Annotated in this window: 13 protein-coding genes and 2 tRNA genes; 6 read left to right on the top strand and 9 right to left on the bottom strand. The window is 40.0% G+C overall.

Annotated features, from left to right (window positions below):
- Positions 1-15: 15 nt before the first annotated feature.
- From phoU to B5F08_RS03215, 5 genes are all read right to left on the bottom strand, one after another.
- On the bottom strand, positions 16-666 hold the full coding sequence (phoU, locus tag B5F08_RS03235) for a phosphate signaling complex protein PhoU (RefSeq protein ID WP_087376391.1): 651 nt from the start codon (positions 664-666) through the stop codon (positions 16-18).
- A complete protein-coding gene (gene pstB, locus B5F08_RS03230) occupies positions 666-1415 on the bottom strand; it encodes a phosphate ABC transporter ATP-binding protein PstB (RefSeq protein ID WP_242968241.1) in 750 nt (249 codons plus the stop codon). Before pstB ends, phoU begins: the two co-directional genes overlap by 1 nt.
- Positions 1416-1517: 102 nt before the next feature.
- Positions 1518-2312: a phosphate ABC transporter permease PstA gene (gene pstA / locus B5F08_RS03225; protein ID WP_087376459.1), complete on the bottom strand. Its 795-nt coding sequence runs from the start codon at positions 2310-2312 to the stop codon at positions 1518-1520.
- A 71-nt stretch (positions 2313-2383) separates the two neighbouring features.
- On the bottom strand, positions 2384-3241 hold the full coding sequence (pstC, locus tag B5F08_RS03220) for a phosphate ABC transporter permease subunit PstC (RefSeq protein ID WP_087376390.1): 858 nt from the start codon (positions 3239-3241) through the stop codon (positions 2384-2386).
- Positions 3242-3374: 133 nt separating this feature from the next.
- Positions 3375-4283 (bottom strand): substrate-binding domain-containing protein, encoded by a 909-nt coding sequence (locus B5F08_RS03215; protein WP_087376389.1) that lies wholly within the window; start codon positions 4281-4283, stop codon positions 3375-3377.
- A gap of 304 nt (positions 4284-4587) precedes the next feature.
- Here B5F08_RS03215 and B5F08_RS03210 point away from each other — a divergent pair, with 304 nt between their 5' ends.
- The 5 genes from B5F08_RS03210 (at position 4588) to B5F08_RS03190 (ending at position 7823) form a co-directional block, all read left to right on the top strand.
- Complete coding sequence (locus B5F08_RS03210) at positions 4588-4962, top strand: GntR family transcriptional regulator (protein ID WP_087376458.1); 375 nt, start codon at positions 4588-4590, stop codon at positions 4960-4962.
- Position 4963: 1 nt separating this feature from the next.
- Positions 4964-5803 carry an ABC transporter ATP-binding protein gene (locus B5F08_RS03205; protein WP_087376388.1) on the top strand — a complete coding sequence of 280 codons (840 nt, stop codon included), beginning with the start codon at positions 4964-4966 and terminating at the stop codon, positions 5801-5803.
- Between the two features lie 5 nt (positions 5804-5808).
- Positions 5809-6438 carry an ABC-2 transporter permease gene (locus B5F08_RS03200; protein ID WP_158096197.1) on the top strand — a complete coding sequence of 210 codons (630 nt, stop codon included), beginning with the start codon at positions 5809-5811 and terminating at the stop codon, positions 6436-6438.
- Between the two features lie 24 nt (positions 6439-6462).
- Positions 6463-7146 carry an ABC-2 transporter permease gene (locus B5F08_RS03195; protein WP_087376386.1) on the top strand — a complete coding sequence of 228 codons (684 nt, stop codon included), beginning with the start codon at positions 6463-6465 and terminating at the stop codon, positions 7144-7146.
- Positions 7147-7247: 101 nt separating this feature from the next.
- Positions 7248-7823 (top strand): xanthine phosphoribosyltransferase, encoded by a 576-nt coding sequence (locus B5F08_RS03190; RefSeq protein ID WP_087376385.1) that lies wholly within the window; start codon positions 7248-7250, stop codon positions 7821-7823.
- Between the two features lie 206 nt (positions 7824-8029).
- Here B5F08_RS03190 and B5F08_RS03185 read toward each other — a convergent pair.
- The 3 genes from B5F08_RS03185 to gap all read right to left on the bottom strand — a co-directional run bounded on the left by B5F08_RS03185 (position 8030) and on the right by gap (position 9386).
- Positions 8030-8105: transfer RNA gene (locus B5F08_RS03185), tRNA-Val, on the bottom strand.
- A 5-nt stretch (positions 8106-8110) separates the two neighbouring features.
- Positions 8111-8197, bottom strand: a tRNA-Leu gene (locus B5F08_RS03180).
- 178 nt (positions 8198-8375) lie between these two features.
- Positions 8376-9386, bottom strand: a complete 1011-nt coding sequence (gap, locus tag B5F08_RS03175; protein WP_087376384.1) for a type I glyceraldehyde-3-phosphate dehydrogenase — start codon at positions 9384-9386, stop codon at positions 8376-8378.
- 931 nt (positions 9387-10317) lie between these two features.
- On the opposite strand from gap, the gene rny reads away from it, so the two are divergent.
- Positions 10318-11871 carry a ribonuclease Y gene (rny, locus tag B5F08_RS03170; protein WP_087376383.1) on the top strand — a complete coding sequence of 518 codons (1554 nt, stop codon included), beginning with the start codon at positions 10318-10320 and terminating at the stop codon, positions 11869-11871.
- 189 nt (positions 11872-12060) lie between these two features.
- Here rny and B5F08_RS03165 read toward each other — a convergent pair whose 3' ends face one another.
- Complete coding sequence (locus B5F08_RS03165) at positions 12061-16947, bottom strand: glycosyl hydrolase family 95 catalytic domain-containing protein (RefSeq protein WP_087376382.1); 4887 nt, start codon at positions 16945-16947, stop codon at positions 12061-12063.
- Positions 16948-17515 lie beyond the last annotated feature (568 nt).

The raw sequence follows: 17515 nt of genomic DNA, 5'->3' as shown, positions 1-17515 counted from the left end.
GAAAATCCGCTTTCATCAATTGATACTTGAGTTATGCTTTCCTGTAATTGAATAGCATACCCAGCCTGCAATATTTGTTGCGTGGTCGCCGATTCTCTCGAAGTATTTAGCAATCATCAAAAGGTCCAGATAAAGCTCGCCGTTTTCCGGGTCTTTTGCGATATAGTCTGTAAGTTCTTTCTTAACCTTAGCAAAAAGATGGTCAACCTTATCGTCGTACTTGATAACGGCGATGGCTGTATTGTAGTCCTTTTTAACAAATGATTCGATACTGTCTGTAACCATCTGAATTGTAGCTCTTGCCATATCGCCTATATGAAGCTTACTTGGAACATTGAATTCCTCTGTGTATTTCATAATCTCAGCGATATCAGCCGCCTGGTCGCCTATTCTCTCCATATCGGAAATCATTTTCAGAGCGGATGAAACTGTTCTCAAATCCTTAGCTACAGGCTGCTGCTGAAGCAAAAGTCGCATACAGATTGTTTCAATCTCACGTTCTTTTCTGTCTATAGCGGAATCGGCCTGAAAAACCTTGTCCAAAAGATTTTTTCCGCCCTCAAGCATATATGTTGCGGCGCAGGAAATTGCGTCCTCGCAAAGTGCACCCATTTTAATAAGCTCTATGTTTAAAGTTTCAAGCTGCTTGTCGAATTGTACTCGCATTAACCGAACCTCCCTGTAATGTAATCCTCTGTTCTCTTGTCCTTAGGAGTTGAAAACATTTTTTCTGTGTTGCTGTACTCAATCACTTCTCCTAAAAGGAAGAAGGCGGTGTTGTCGGCAATTCTGACAGCCTGCTGCATATTGTGAGTAACCATAATTATTGTATATTTTTCTTTAAGCTCGACAGCCAAGTCCTCAATTTTTGTAGTGGAAATCGGGTCAAGGGCGCTGGTAGGTTCGTCCATGAGAAGAACCTCAGGGTTTACAGCCAAAGCTCTTGCGATACAAAGTCTCTGCTGCTGACCGCCGGAAAGTCCCAATGCGCTTTTGTTAAGTCTGTCTTTAACCTCATCCCAGATAGCTGCGTCTCTCAAGGATTTTTCAACTATATCGTTGAGCTTTGACTTTGACTTAATTCCGTGAGTACGTGGGCCGAAAGCTATGTTGTCAAACACGCTCATAGGAAATGGATTAGGCTTCTGGAAAACCATTCCTACACGTTTTCTCAAAAGGTTTACGTCCATACCGCCGTAGATGCTCTCACCGTCAAGAAGCACGCTTCCGTCAATTCTGCATCCCTCAACCAAATCGTTCATTCTGTTAAGTGATTTAAGCAATGTTGACTTGCCGCAGCCGGAAGGTCCGATAAAAGCTGTTATTTTCTTTTCCGGAATTTTAAGATTTATATTTTTAAGGGCTTTAAAGTCGCCGTAATACAGATCAAGATTTGAAACCTCAAATTTAGGCATAGAAGAGTTCTCAGCCTCAGAAACAGGGGCAGAACTGCTTACATTTGTCTGTGAAGTAGTATTGTTCATTACAAAAGATTTTAAGCTTTTCATCAGTACCTTTTACACCTTTCCCACTTTTTTTGCAATAAATCCTGACAATGTGTTGATGCCAAGAACCAAAACCAAAAGAACTACGGATGTTGCATACGCCTGTTCCATGTAAAGACCCTCGGAAAGCAATGCGTACATGTGAACGGAAAGAGTTCTTCCCGAATCCATAAGATTTTCCGGAATACCGGTAACGGTACCGGATGTATAAATAAGGGCTGCTGTTTCGCCCACAATTCTTCCTATTGCAAGGATTACGCCGGCAAGAATTCCCGGAACAGCAGATGGAAGAACCGCTCTGAAAACTGTTCTAAGTTTGCCTGCGCCCAAGCCAAAGCTGCCTTCACGGTAAGAGTCAGGAACCGCAAGCAAAGCCTCTTCCGTTGTTCTTATAATAAGGGGCAGTATCATTATAGCAAGGGTTATTGCACCTGAAAGGAAGGAATAACCCCATTTAAAGGTTACGTTGAACATAAGGAAACCAAACAATCCGTAAACAATTGAAGGAATACCTGAAAGTGTTTCTGTGGTAATTCTTATTACAGAAACCAGCTTGTTTCCTTTCTTTGCATATTCTACAAGGTAGATAGCAGAGAAAATTCCTACTGGCACAGCCATTAACAATGTGAGGAATGTCATGGTAATCGTATTGATTATCGCCGGCATCATGGATACGTTTTCAGAATTGTATTCCCACTCGAAAAGCTCCGGCTTGATGTTTGGAATACCGGTTATAAGAATATAAGCGATAAGATACAGCAGTGTACCTATTGTCAAAATTGCGCCTAAGAAGATAATCAAAAGCATTACAAAAGACAGGGGGTGCTTTCTGTAAGTTTTGAGTTTCTCCGAAAAGGTAACTTTGTTAATGTAATGGTTCAAGTCTTATTCCTCCTTTTAAGCATAGAGAAACAGAGATTTATTATAAGGATGAATACAAACAGTACAACTGCTGTTGCAATAAGCGCATCTCTGTGCAAATCGCTTGCATATCCCATCTCCAAAACTATATTTGCGGTAAGGGTTCTTACACCGCTGAAAATACTGTCAGGTATAATCGCCTGGTTTCCTGCAATCCATGTAATAGCCATAGCTTCACCGATTGCACGTCCAACGCCTAAGATAATACCCGCTGTGATACCGGATTTAGCCGCAGGCATTGAAGCTCTGAAAATACTTCTTTCCTTTGTAGCACCCAAAGCCAATGCACCTTCATAATACTGAACAGGCACAGCTCTCAAAGATGACTCTGTGACACTGATGATTGTGGGCAGTATCATAATTCCCAGCAAAATTGATGCTGTAAGAATACTCTTTCCGCTGAATCCGCCTCCCACAAGATTTTGGAACATCGGAACGATAACAACCAAACCAAAGAAACCGTATACTATGGAAGGTATTCCGGCAAGAAGGTCAACCGCCGGCTTTAAAAATGTATAAAGTTTTTTAGGACAGTAGCTTGCGAGAAATACTGCGCAAAGCACTCCTATTGGCACGCCTATTATGATTGCTCCTGCTGTTACATACACGCTTCCCAAAATCATCGGAAGTATTCCGTATATATCATTTCCCGGACGCCACGTTGTGCCCAGCAGGAAGTTAAGAGGCCCTATCTCGCCTATAGTAGGTATGCCGTTTGCAAAAAGGAAAAGACATATAAGCAAAACAGCCACTATAGAGATACAGGCAGAAAGCAGGAACACTACTTTCATTGCAATTTCTGAAAATTTCTTCATTATCTAACCATTCTCCTCTTGCTTGAGTACATCTTTCGAGAGATTATGCTATTCTAAACTATAGCTGTAGGCAAAGGTTTACCTACAGCTATGTATTTTTAATGGGATTTTATTTGAACTAACTGAATGTAGATTACTCGATCTCGCCCCAGTTTGTGATTTCGCCTGTGTAGATGCTCTTTACCTGCTCTGAAGTAAGGTCTGTTACAGGGTTCTCAAGGTTTGCGATTACTGCAATACCGTCGATAGCGATTACTGTAGGTGTAAGGCCCTTCTCAAGCTCGCTGTCCTTGAGCTCTCTTGAAGCCATACCGATATCACAGCTGCCCTCTGCTACTGACTGGATACCTGTTGATGAGTCGTTCATCTGAATGTCAACGCTTACGCCCTCGTTAAGAGCTTCATAAGCCTCTGCAAGCTTCTCCATTACTGGGTTTACGGAAGAAGAACCTGCAACTGTGATTTTACCTGTAACACCGCTTGGTGTGTATGCCTCTGCGTCAGAAGCCTTGATGTAACCTTTTTCTTCAACAACTGCCTGACCGTCTGAGCTGAGAATGAAGCTGATGAAGTCCTGAGCTGCTTCGCTTACGTCTTCTCTAACTGCGATGTTGAATGGTCTTGAAACCTTGTATGTACCTGCGTTGATGTTCTCAACTGTTGGCTCTGCTCCGTCAATCTTCAAAGCCTTTACCTTTGATTCATCAAGTGAACCAAGTGAGATATAACCGATTGCATTCTTGTTGCCTACGATTGTTGTAATCATAACAGATGTGCTGTTTGTGATTTCAGCAGTTGGGATTGTCATGTCAACCTTTTCGCCGCTCTCATCTTCCTGCTCGATACCGAAAAGCTCTACGAATGCACCTCTTGTACCTGAACCGTCTTCTCTTGAGCAAACTGTGATTGCCTCACCTGTTGAGCCGCCCTCTGTTGCACCGTCTGTTGTACCTTCTGTGGTTGTGTTATTGCCGCCGCAGCCTGTGAAGATTGCTGCTGACATCATTACTGCCATCATAACAGAAATTACTTTCTTAAACATTTCTTATTTCTCCTTATTATTTTTAAGTTTAGTATTCGGGCTGTTTCCCCCGCCCTCAGGGTACACATAGATTATACGTTAAAGCCTGTTAACTGTGATATCTGCTGTATGTAAAATCCATGTTAACTTTCCCTCTTTTTTATATAAAAAATTTAAAACGCTTTTCTCTGTGTAAAATCTATGTTAACTTTAGGCTTTAATGTAAATTTTGTATGTAAAAAACCTTTGTAACCTATTGACTTTTTTGTTACAACTGTATATACTGTATATATACAGTAAGAACGATTTAAAGCTGGTGATTCATATAAATATAGTTATAAGCAATAAAAAAGATGCACCTATATATCAACAGATGTACGACCAAATCAAAAATCTTATTATTTCAGGCGAATTATCACCGGGAGAGCCACTTCCCTCCATAAGAGGTATTGCAAAAGATTTGAAAATAAGCGTAATAACCACAAAGCGAGCCTATGACGAACTGGAAAAGGACGGCTACATATATACAGTTCAGGGAAAAGGCTGTTTCGTGGCTGAAAAAAACAAGGACCTTATAATGGAAGAAAATCTTAAAAAGATTGAAGAACACATCGCCGAGATATATGAAATTGCCGACATATGCGGACTTGAACAAAATGAAATAATAAAAATGTTTATTCTATACGGAGAGGAGCGGTAATATGAACGCTATAGAAATCAAAGACGTAAACAAAACTTTGGGACAGTTTTCAATGAAGGACATAAATCTTAACCTGCCCACAGGCTGCATCATGGGACTGGTTGGAAAAAACGGAGCCGGTAAAACCACCCTTATAAAGCTAATTTTGGGCATAGCAAAAGCCGACAGCGGCACTATTACCGTTCTCGGCTGTGACAACAGAAAACATTTTAAATACACAAAACAATATATAGGCTATGTTCCCGACAGCGGAATATTTGATGAAAACTACACACTGATAAAAATAAACAAGCTTATGGGCGGTATTTACAGAGAGTGGAACGAACCTCTTTTCCTTGAATATGCAAAAAAGTTTCATCTTTCCCTTGACCAAAAGATAAAGGAATTTTCAAAGGGAATGAAAGCAAAGCTTTCCATAATGACAGCCATCTGCCACGGCGCAAAGCTCCTTATCATGGACGAACCCACAACAGGTCTTGACCCTGTAGCCCGTGACGAAATTGTAAATATACTCTTTGAATTTACCCGTGAAGAGGATTGCTCTGTGCTTATAAGCTCACATATTGTAAGCGACTTGGAAAAACTCTGCGACTACATCTGCCTTATAGACAACGGACAGATACAGTTTATTGAAGAAAAGGACGAAATTCTTGAAAAATACGTTCTCTGCAACTGCACAACGGAACAGTACAACGATATACCAAAAGAAGCCGTAATCAGCGTGGAAAACACAAACTACAGCTTGAAGCTTATTTTGGACAAAAGCAAGTTAAACGGTATTGACTTAGAAACAGAGAAAACAACCTTGGAAGACGTGCTTATTCATATGATAAAGGTGTGATTTCCGTGAACAGCATTTTGAAAAAAGAATTTAAAGCCATATTGCCCGGCATATTTTCGTTTTTACTTTTAACATTTATTATTTTTTCAACAGGACATATAGAACAAAGATATGACCTTTTAATATTTCTCGTTCTCATCGCTTTATTACCTTTTATAAATATAATAGACAAAGACAACGCTTCAGGCTGGAGCAGCTTCTCATTAGCTCTGCCAATCAAAAGAAAAGACATTGTACGAGCCAAATACACTCTCGCCCTGTGTATAGCTTTGTTTACAGGTATATTCCTTGTATTATGGGGATTTGCCGGTTCTATGGCATCTGGTTCAAACACTGAACCGTCAGCAATTATCGCTGTTGCTATGATTGCTTACCTTACGGCGGTGGTATCCCTTTCAATATCACTGCCTGCCGCCATAGGTATGGGAATTAAAAGTGCTGCGGCTATGTTCTTTTTATTATTTACAGTTATTTATCTCATGTTTACATTGCAGGCAAAAATTTTAAATCCTGCGGCTGTTCCCTACCAAGGCTACCCCATGGCATTTTATATTTCAGTATTTATAATGAGCATCGCAATCATGTTCATATCCTATCTTGTAACCTGTCATCTATTTGAAAAACGTGATTTTTAAAATTTTTAGGAAAGGGGAATTTTTATGAAAGCTTTGTTGATAAAAGATTTAAAATATATCGCCTTGCCTGTATCTGTACTTTTATTTATTGACGCTTTAGTTTTGACAGCTCCTTTAAGCAGTGACGCCATGAAAAATCTTATTATATTATTTTGGCTGCCCACAATTGCAATCTACGGACTTTTTTCAAATGAGTATAACTCAGGCTGGAATAAATATGTAAAGTCCCTTCCTTTGTCAGAAAAAGAAATCGTGGGAGAGAAATTCATTGTATCAACAGGTTTAATCGTATTGATACAAATTACCATGCTTTTCTTTGGAAGTATCCGAGTTATTCTCGAGTCAAATACTGCCGCATATTTTGATTTAATTCTCTTTTCATCTTCTGCCATTCTTTTTATCTGCATAACCGTAGCTGTATTTATCCCCTGCGCTTACTCATCAAGCCCTTTAAAAGGAATTTTTATTTCATTGTTCGCCTTTCTGTGCGTGGTCTTTCCTATATATTATGCCTGTATTTCACAGGCGCACAATTATATTTACTATGATGAAGGAGGCAGCGCTTACCGCTATGTCAATTATTACGGGGTATATATGGATACAAATACTTTAATTACAATATTCTGGATATGCAGTATACTTGGTTATCTGTCATTATTTATATCCTACTGGTGTTCTTTGAAAATATTTAAAAATAAAGACTATTAAATCTTTCAGATAAAATTTCATAAACAAATAAAAATAATTGTATTTCTCGTCGAGATGTGATAAAATATAGTGTATATTCACTTCTGGGGGTTACATGTCTTATGGAAATTTTGAAACAGCGAATTTTAAAGGACGGACACATAAAAGCCGGAAACATTATTAAAGTTGACAGCTTTTTAAATCATCAAATGGATATACAGCTTCTTAATCAAATAGGAGAGGAATTTGCAAAAAGATTTGCAGACGAGAAAATTACTAAAATTCTCACCATCGAAGCTTCAGGCATCGGAATTGCCGCACTGACCTCCGGTCACTTCGGATATGTTCCTGTTATCTTTGCAAAGAAAACCCAGTCAAAAAATCTTGACGGAGAACTTTACAAATCCAAGGTTCACTCATTTACCAAAGGAATTACCTATGACGTTCAGGTATCAAAAAAATATCTCAGCCCCGAGGACAATGTTCTCATAATCGACGATTTTCTGGCAAAAGGTCAGGCTTTGCTGGGACTTATCGACATTGTAAAACAGTCAGGCGCAAAGCTTGCCGGCTGTGGAATTGTGATTGAAAAAGGTTTCCAGGACGGAGGAAAAATCCTCAGAGAAATGGGAGTGCGCCTTGAGTCACTTGCAATAATAAAATCCGCCGACCCTGAAAACGGCGTAACATTCTTATAATTACAAAAACCCCGCTGAAAAGTCACAGCGGGGTTAATTTTTTAATTGAGCTTTAAATACTCTGTATAAAATACTTTAAAATACAGAATAAGCAAAACAGTTCTTTAACTTTTTCAAGGACTAATATGGGCAAATGAAAACCTTTATCACTTATCCATAATGTTTAATTAAAACAAAAAAGAGAGAATACAAAATGTACTCTCTCTTGGTGGGAACAATAGGGCTCGAACCTATGACCCTCTGCTTGTAAGGCAGATGCTCTCCCAGCTGAGCTATGCTCCCATAATTGGTGCGGATAACAGGACTTGAACCTGCATGAACTTGCATTCATATGGACCTGAACCATACGCGTCTGCCAATTCCGCCATATCCGCATATCACAGGGTCGTTTCCGTTACCGTGCTTGATTATTATAGCAAAACCAATAGCTGTTGTCAAGACTTTTTTTAATTTTTTTCAAAAAAAGTTAACAAATAAGATTTAAAAAAACATGGGCAGGAAAACTCCCGTCTTCCCGCCCACGTGGGTATTAAAAGGAATTCAAATATTTAATTAGAGTTCTGCGAAATATTTGATTGTTCTAACCATCTGGCTTGTGTAGCTGTTCTCGTTGTCGTACCAAGAAACTACCTGAACCTGAGATGTGCCGTTGTCAAGATTTGTAACCATTGTCTGAGTTGCATCGAACAATGAGCCGTATCTCATACCAACGATATCAGAAGAAACGATGAGGTCTGTGTTGTAGCCGAAGCTCTCAGACTGAGCAGCCTTCATAGCCTCGTTGATGCCATCAACAGTAACTGTACCCTCAACAACAGCTGTGAGGATTGTTGTAGAACCTGTTGGAACAGGAACACGCTGAGCAGCGCCGATGAGCTTGCCGTTGAGCTCTGGGATAACAAGGCCGATAGCCTTAGCAGCACCAGTTGAGTTAGGAACGATGTTAACTGCACCAGCACGAGCTCTTCTGAGGTCACCCTTTCTGTGAGGACCGTCGAGGATCATCTGATCGCCTGTGTAAGCGTGGATTGTAGCCATGATACCGCTCTTGATAGGAGCATAATCATTCAAAGCCTTAGCCATAGGAGCGAGGCAGTTTGTTGTGCAGGAAGCAGCAGAAATGATTGTATCATCAGCTGTGAGAGTCTTCTCGTTAACGCCGTAAACGATTGTCTTAAGGTCCTTACCAGCAGGAGCAGAAATAACAACCTTCTTAGCGCCAGCGTTGATGTGAGCCTGAGCCTTATCCTTTGAGCAGTAGAAACCTGTGCACTCGAGAACTACGTCGATACCAAGCTCTCCCCAAGGAAGATTGTTAGCGTCTTTCTCAGCATAGATTGTGATCTCTTTGCCGTCTACAACGATTGAATTCTCTTTAGCTTCAACCTTATCAGCGAGAGCATAACGGCCCTGAGCTGAATCGTACTTCAAGAGGTGTGCAAGCATTTTTGCATCTGTCAAATCGTTGATAGCAACTACTTCATATCCTTCAGCGCCGAACATCTGTCTGAAAGCAAGACGGCCGATACGGCCAAAACCATTAATACCAACTTTAATTGCCATTTTTAATTCCTCCAATACAAAATATGGTACTTATATAATATTACATTTAGCGTAAAATTTCAAGAGCTTATACGAAAATAAAGAAAAAAATTTTTAAATTTTACATATTTTTAATAAAATCCCTTTAAGCGACAAAAACGGTTATTAAAAATTATTATATTTGTTCAAATCAATGATTTTTACGATTTATTTTTACGCATATTTAAGTTTTGACCATTTCCCCATTTTTATCACATAAAATTTTTACCTTTCGTACTTTAAAAATTTAATATCAAGTCCGTTTAAACCTTACTTTAAATAAAATGTGACTTATTTACAAGGTTTTATCTTGACAATGTACACAAAATATATTACTATATATGGTGAGGAATACGAGCAAGTACAGTATGTATTGGTTGTAAATGCTTTTTTGCATATTCTTTTTATCAATACAGATTGTATTATTTTTTAAACTCTTTTCCTTTCAGGTCAATCAATATTGTCTTGTACTGAAAAGCGTCTGTATCGGCGTTTTTATTTGCGAATAAAGAAAATAAATAAATTGAATGTCGTTATTTTCAAATAGGAGAATGGCTGTTATAGGAAATTTTATTCCTGTGAATATTGATTTTTAGGATATTTTAATTGATATAAAACCTCGCCTTTCAGGGCAGATGGATATACATATAAAAAATATTTTTAAAAAAAGAATATGTTTTGGATTAAGAACAATACTATTACTCATTTGGGATAACTTGCAATGACTATCCGTACATTTGTGTATATGTGTTGTTTTCTTTTCTATTTCGGGACATTTCCAAATTCTGACGTTTTTTATTTATTTTTTGTTATCCCAAAAGTACTTGAGCTTGATTGCTTTTAATTATTCTTAAATTATATTTTATTCGAAACTTGAAAATTGAACAAAACTTATCAAGGAGGTGTCCATTCTATGCCGTTTTGGTTAGCCATTGTGATTGCAGTCGCAGCTCTTCTTATAGGTATATCCGCAGGTATTTACCTTGGTATACAGAGAAGAAAAAAGATTGCAGAAGCAGAAATTGGCAGTGCCGAACAGGAAGCAAAGAGAATTGTTTCCGAAGCGATAAAGACCGCAGAAGCTAAGAAGAAAGAAGCTGTTCTTGAGGGAAAGGATGAGCTTCATCGTCTGCGCAGTGAAAATGAAAAAGAGATTGCTGACCGCCGCAAGGAAGTTCAGCGACAGGAACGACGCATACAGCAAAAAGAGGAAACCCTCGACAAGAAACTGGACAACTTGGAAGCTAAGGAAGAAAAGGTATCCAAAAAACTCAAGGATGCAGATGCAAAGCTGGAGGAAATCGAGAAGATTAAGAGCAGCCAGTTTGAAATGCTTGAGAGAATTTCAGGATACACAGCAGAGCAGGCAAAAAGCTATCTGCTTTCACAGCTTGATTCCGAGCTTACCCATGAGAAAGCCACCAAGATTATGGAGTATGAGCAGAGGCTGAAAGAAGAAGCCGACGCAAAGGCGAGAAACATTATCACACTCGCAATCCAGAGATTGGCTGCTGACCAGGTTGCAGAAGCCACTGTTTCCGTTGTACCTCTCCCCAACGATGAAATGAAGGGAAGAATCATCGGAAGAGAAGGCAGAAACATAAGGACAATCGAAACCCTTACAGGCGTAGACCTTATTATTGATGACACACCTGAGGCAATCGCACTTTCCTGCTTCGAGCCTGTAAGACGAGAAATTGCGAGAGTTGCCCTTGAAAAACTTATTTCCGACGGAAGAATACATCCTGCAAGAATCGAAGAGACAGTGGAAAAAGCAAGACGTGAAGTTGAGCTTGCCATTAAGCAGGACGGTGAAAGAGCTGTCATCGAAGTTGGTGTAAACGGAATTCACCCTGAGCTTATAAAGCTTTTGGGAAGACTTCGCTACAGAACAAGCTACGGTCAGAATGTTTTAAATCATTCAATAGAGGTTGCTTATCTGTGCGGACTTATAGCCACAGAGCTTGGACTTGATCCTACTGTTGCAAAAAGAGCGGGACTTCTTCACGATATCGGTAAGGCTCTTGACCACGAGCACGAGGGAAGCCATATCGAACTCGGTGTTGAAGTTGCAAGAAAATACAGAGAAAACGACGCTGTTATCCATGCCATTCAGGCTCATCACGGCGACGTTGAGGCAAAAACAGTTGTTGCCTGCATAGTACAGGCGGCAGACGCAATATCTGCTGCAAGACCTGGCGCAAGACGTGAAAATCTTGAAAACTACATCAAGAGACTTCAGAAGCTTGAAGAGGTTGCTTCTTCATTTAACGGAGTTGAAAGATGTTTCGCAATCCAGGCGGGCAGAGAGATCAGAATAATGATTAAACCTGAGGTTGTTAAAGATGAGGGTATGATTCCTCTGGCAAGAGAAATCTGTAAGAAAATTGAATCCGATTTGGAATATCCGGGTCAGATTAAAGTAAACATCATCAGAGAATCCAGAGCTATAGATTACGCAAAATAATCTTGTTCTAAAAATACATTTTCGACTGAGAAAATACAGAGCTGATTTAAAACTAATAATTTTAAATCAGCTCTTTTTATTTTGTCTTATAGAATTGTCTAATTAAAAAGGCTGTCAGCAGAGGTTTATAAAGTCTTTGCTGACAGCCAATTTTATGACCGTTAAATCTTATTTATACTTTTACAAACATTAACTGCGGCCAAGCATTATCTGTATTTCTGTTGCGTCGGTTACTGTGATTGCACCGTCACCGTTTACATCTGCAACCTTTTCATCAAATATAGTTTCTCCTAAATCAATTTTAACTATAAATTTCTGAATTAAGGTAACGTCCTCTACATCCGCTTTTCCGTCCTTATTTACGTCGCCTTTTACGGACTGTGAACCGGTAGCATAGTTATAAACTGCCGGCAGAGATTTGTTTCCTGCCTCGTCAACAGCAACTATTCTTATGCTATAGGATGTGCCGTCGATTATGTCGAAAATAAACTCTGTTTCCTGGGTTTCAGCAGTCTTAATACCGTTGATATAAACTTCATAAGTAATCACGCTGCCCTGTGGGTCTGTGGATTTCTCCCAGGTTATTTTAGCCTGATTTGCTCCGGAAATTTCAGTAACAGCAAGTCCTGTAACCTGTGCAGGAGCTTCGTTGTCGATTGGAGCCGCTGTTGTTCCCTTTACGGTCAACGGAGTTTCGGAAGCTTTTCCGTTTCTGTTTACTCCGTAAACTTCAAATACATATTCTGTATTCGGGTTAAGCTCATTTATCTGCAAATAGCTATTATCTGTCTCAGCTGTCTTAACCTCTGCGCCCTCGTTGTCCTTTACAACAACCTTATAGGACACTGCACATTCGGCTTTATCCCAGATAAGAGTAACCTTGTCGGACTCTATTCCTGAAACTACAGCCTTTGCGTTCTCTGCAAATTCAGGGGCTACAATTTCCTGCTTGTCAAGCTCTTCGCCTGCTTTGTTCAGATTGTCTGCAAGTGTCTGTACCTGCTCTGCTGTTGTTTCACTGCTGTTCATTCCCTCTACAGCAGCTTTCATTGCAGCCTCAAAAGGAGCCCATGCTTCCTGTGTGTACTCGGCTTCTGTTCTGTCGCCGTACTTTTCTATTGCTTCCTGAAGCTGTGATTTATCAACAATCTCTTCAGATGGTTTGTAAACCTTGAAATAGTCCATATTTACGGTTGTATTTCCGTCAACTGCGGCAACTGTAAATGTGATTGTGTGCTCTTTATTTTCCAAGCCAAGCTTTGAATAAACAAGCTGCTGGTCTTCGCCGCCCTGAACAGTACCTACAAGGCTTGCTTCTCCTGCGTCCTCACCGTCAAGAACAACTGTGTACTTGCCGTATTTCAGGTTCTTCTGAGCATACAGCTCTATTCCTGTTCCTGTAAAGGTGTAGCTAAATGAACTGCCGGCTCTTGAACCGTCTGTCTTTGTGCCGCCATGGTGTCTTGTGGGTTCGCCTGCCCATGTTGACCATGAACCGTTCCAAGTAATAGCAGGGTTCGGATTTTTCTTATTTACGGAATCCTCTACTATTTCATAGTTATCATTCTCTGTTGGAATTGCAACTGTTATATCTACAGTTCCGGCTATATTACCGTTGTTCTTCATAGATGCCTTGACTGTTACAACGCCGTTTTCACCGTCAAGTGTCAAAAGTCCGTTTTCGTCTATCTTTGCAGTTGTGTTTCCGCTCTTTCTTTCAACAGACCATACAACGCCTGTATTTTCTGTTCCCTCAGGCATACTGTAAGCCTTCATCTGAAGCTGTGTATCAGCCTTGGAAACTGTGGTAATACCGTTTGATGACACAACCTTCAGTGATTCAGGATAGACCACTGAATTGTCAAGTACATTAAATCCGTCAAACTCAAGCTTTGCCTTTGAACTCTGAGCTGAATGTTCGCCTGTAGCTGTAAGTGTTATTGTGTGTATTCCGTACTCCAAATCATCCTTAGAGAATATTTTAACCTGTCTTTGTGTTGTAGGAGAATATGTATCGACTGTTCCCATGTCAACTCCGTCGATATCAACCCTCATTGTTCCTCTGTCGTGGTTTTTGCAGGTGAGAACCTCAATACCTGTACCGCAGAAGGTAAGGGAAATTGTTTCACTGCCATTCGGTGTTTCAAGGAATTTGATTGTTCCCTTGTAGTTGTCGGCGTCCCCTGTCCAGTTGCCCCAGTTTCCGCTGTAAACTATTCTGGAATCCTGGTCGTCCATCATTCCTGCCATGTTTCTCATGTCCATAACAGAAACTGCATCGCTGAGTTTTGTTTCCTCACCGTCTATAACGGCAGAAACCTTATAGGATAAGGTTCCCAAAACATCGTAAGCGTCAGTATCCTTAAAGCTCAAATCGGAGATATCTGTTCCGATAAGGTACCATTCGCCGTCGTTAATCTGTCTGTATACATTGTAAACTGCATTTTCTGCGTCAACAGCGTCCCAGAGGATTTCTGTCTGTCCGTCTGTAAGCTTGTATGCCTTGATATTTGCAGGAGATTCTGCCTTTTCTTCCTCAGCAGGAATTGATGAGATTGTGTAGCTCTTTCCTGCCTCTGTTTCAAAGGAAATTCTGTTGTCCTTTAATACTTCAAAATCAACATAGTTGCCGTCGCTGTCTTTAACTGTTCCAAGGGAAATTCTGTCAGCCTGTACTATAGCTTCGCCGCCGTTATTTGAAAGCAAAGTTGCAGTCTGAATTGACTTGTTTTCCCAGTTCATTGTGATTTCAAAATTGCCTCTTGCAACAAGACCGCTTACGCTTCCGTCTGCCCATTCATCAGGGAGAGCCGGCAAAAGATTTATATATTCGGCGTTGCTCTGAACAAGCATTTCGGAAACACCTGAGGTCATACCGAAGTTACCGTCAATCTGGAAAGGAGGATGTGTATCCCAGAGGTTCATGTAAATACCGGATTTAAACAGGTCTGTGATAAGCTTATGAGCTCTGTTTCCGTCGCCAAGTCTTGCCCATGTGTTTATTCTCTGGCCCATACCCCAGCCTGTGCTGGAATCAGTTCTCATATTCATTGAAACCTTTGCAGCCTCGAACCATTCAGGTGTATCCTCTGTAATAAGATCGCCCGGGAACAAACCAAGCATATGGGAAAGATGTCTGTGACCGTAGCCCTCGCCCAATGTGTTTCCGTTTTCGTCCTTATTAAATGAAGTTTCTATGTACCATTCTTTAATCTGTCCGTCGTCACCTATTTCGATAGGTCCTTTAAGATTATCCTGCTTTTCCTGCCACTGGGCGATAACCTCTTCGTCCTCGCCTACAAGCTTTCCGGCAGTTATTGCATCTTCAAAAAGCTGCCAAATCAATGACTGCTCGTATGTATTTCCTGCTGTGTAAGGTCCCTGCTCAGGAGAGTATGTTGGTGATGAAACATATTTTCCGTCCTCGTCCTTTATAAGCATGGAGTTGTAGAGCATTGCCTCTTCACGAAGCATTGGATAGATATTATTTACCATGTAATCATAATCACCGGTGTACTCGTAATACTCCCAGCAGTTCTGCAAAATCCACGGAACAGCAGCCGGTGACCATCCCCAGCTAAATGCCCATCCGGGACAAGTCCATCCGAATGGTGTGTTCTGGGTATGAGCCATAAAGCCGTTTTCTTCCCCTTCTTCACTTACAACACCTGCATAAATAGCGGCTGTAACTCTTCCCGGCTCTCTCAGTGAATCCACGTATCTTATAAGGGGGTCTGCGCACTCTGCAAGATTTGTGGAATATGTAGGCCAGTAGTTCATCTGAAGGTTTACGTTCATATGATAGTCTGAACTCCACTGAGGATTGTTCACATTATTCCATACACCCTGGAGGTTTGATGGAAGTTCAGAATTTTCTCTTGAAGAAGCTATTGTCAGGTAACGTCCATACTGGAAAAGCATAACTTCAAGCTGTCTTTGCTCTTCTTCAGTTGCTGTTCCGTTGTTGTAAGCTTTCAAAAGTGCGTCTGTTGTTTTGTCTGAAACAGACTGTCCCAAATCAAGCTCAACCCTTCCGAAAAGGTCGCTGTAATCCTCAACATGTGTGTTTTTAACCTCTTCATATGGTTTTGCAGCGGCATTTTCCACTGTAGTGTTTACCTTTTCGTGGAGTTCTTCCGCTGTTTCACCTGTTCTGTACTTAGGATACTCGTTTTTATAGTCTGTATCTGCGCTTACATATACAGTGAGCTCCTGGGCTCCGCTTACAACAAGCTTATCTCCGGAAGCGTCAACCTTTCCGGTTTCTGTCACAGCTTTAAGAACTGAGTCATATTTAAGCTGGTTGTCGCTTACCTCACCGGCAAGGTAAAGGCTGTTGCCCTCTGCCACTGTCTTTCCGCCCTGGTTGGATGGGAAAGTTATCTCCATATTAAGCTTGTCCGAACCCTCTGCTGTGAAATGAGCCACAAGAACATTGTCCGGGTTGCTTATGAAATATTCTCTTGTATAGTGTGTTCCGTTTGAATCAAATTCAACACTTGCGATTGCATTATTCAAATCCAAATCACGAACATAACCTGTAATGTTGTTTTCATTAAGTCCTGTATGGTTGAAATAGATATTGCCCCATGACTGATAAGAGCCGTATCCGTCACTTGTGCCAACCAATTTATTGCACAGGCTTGAAGCTTCAGCGTCTTTTCCCTCTGCGAAAAGCTGCTGAATTTGTTTCATTGTTTCGCCGTTCTGACCGTTTTGAGTAAGATTTCCGCCGTTATAATCCGGTCTGCTTTCACTTGGGCCGCCTGTCCACAGAGTTTTTTCGTTAAATGTAAGCCTTTCGTTTACAATTTCTCCGTAAACATTTGCACCGATATCTCCGTTTCCGATTGGGAGAGTGCACTGCTGCCAAATGTCTTTCTCTCCGCTGGCTCCGCATTTAGAAGATGGTGCGGTATACCAGAGTCTGAGAGCGTCAGATTCGCTGTTTTCCTGAACGGAGGAAACAAGCGGCTCCTTTTCCTGTGCGGAGAAAGCCGGAAGGGATGATAAAAGAATCATTCCGGCAAGCGCTGCGGACGCTATTTTTCTCCATTTTAAATTTCCAATTTTCACTACTTTTACACTCCTTTTCTAAAAAATTAAATATATCAAATAGATAAAATTGGCTTATTTAAAAAACTTTTTATAAAGTTTCGTAAAAATAGATTTTTTTATAAAAATCGCTGTTCAGCATTAAAAATAATATTTTGTTCTTATTAAATAAAAAAGCATAATTGCCAGTTGGATAAATATTTTATTACATTTAGATTAGCGAAAAGATACAAAGCAATAAAATCAAATATATTTTAAATATATATAATTATTTTTATATTTATATCGTTATATCGTTTCATAAAATATAAACAAAATATAGTTTTTGTCATAAAAATAATTGTACAACAAAATCAATATACAGTATATCAATTTTCAATTTTTCTTATCAATTTTCGCCAAAACTTAAATAAAGCATAAATTCACAAAATTTCTTTTTTTTAATATAATTTTATTAAGCTAAAGCCTTTTCCACTATTTTAAGTTTTGGCTCATTATTTATGGAAAGTCTCCACCATATTTACAGGAATGTTTCTTTGTTACTCTTTTGACAATTAAGTATCATGTTGTAATCTTTAGATTATTGTCT

Source organism: Anaeromassilibacillus sp. An172 (genome assembly GCF_002160515.1).
GTDB classification, from domain to species: Bacteria; Bacillota; Clostridia; order Oscillospirales; family Acutalibacteraceae; genus Limousia; species Limousia pullorum.
This window is presented reverse-complemented; position numbering and strand designations above follow the sequence as displayed.